1 protein-coding gene is annotated in these 682 nt (G+C 40.5%); it reads right to left on the bottom strand.

Annotation, left to right across the window (positions count from 1 at the left end):
- Window positions 1-65 precede the first annotated feature (65 nt).
- Window positions 66-548 (bottom strand): fibronectin type III domain-containing protein, encoded by a 483-nt coding sequence (locus DYY66_RS16410; RefSeq protein WP_166288238.1) that lies wholly within the window; start codon window positions 546-548, stop codon window positions 66-68.
- Window positions 549-682: the final 134 nt, after the last annotated feature.

The following is a 682-nucleotide window of genomic DNA, read 5'->3' as shown; positions in this document are numbered from 1 at the left end:
AACAAATTTGACCAAACCCACCCCCGGTATACAATTGGTTTTACGAGCTAAAATTTCAAGCAATCTCAAGAAGATGTGTTTTGGTATACAGCTATAAGAGAAGTATTAGATGACAAAGTTATTGTCCTCGGGTTTATTGATGAGCCAGTATCTAGCCAATAGTCAAATATGGAATTGCCGAAGCTGCCCATTCCTATTGTATACTGTGATCCACCCTGCAGATCAAATGAACATGGTGTAAAACCTGTTGCCACTATCTGACCATTTGAATTGCGCAATTCACAGTACATACCTGTTAGTGTCTGTCCTGTAGTAAATTGTGATTTTACTGTCAGCTTGGCAATAATGTTTGTACTAGCAGATGCAGTGTTCGAAGGCGGACTTGTTCCGACCGAGTATACTGCAGAAACACGGTAACTATATGTCGTATTTTGAACTAGTCCAGTATCCTCATATGATGTTGCAGTATTGCCAGTGTTTGCTTTGATGGTAAGCCAAGATGTGGCACCGTTACTCGATCTCTCGATCTTATATCCTACAACTAACATGTTGGTGTNTTTGAACTAGCCCAGTATCCTCATATGATGTTGCAGTATTACCAGTGTTTGCTTTGACGGCAAGCCAAGATGTGCCACCATTATTCGACCTTTCAATTTTATATCCTACAACCAACATGCCGGTA

It is taken from the genome of Candidatus Nitrosotalea sp. FS (genome assembly GCF_011319475.1).
In the GTDB taxonomy this organism is placed as follows: domain Archaea; phylum Thermoproteota; class Nitrososphaeria; order Nitrososphaerales; family Nitrosopumilaceae; genus Nitrosotalea.
This window is presented reverse-complemented; position numbering and strand designations above follow the sequence as displayed.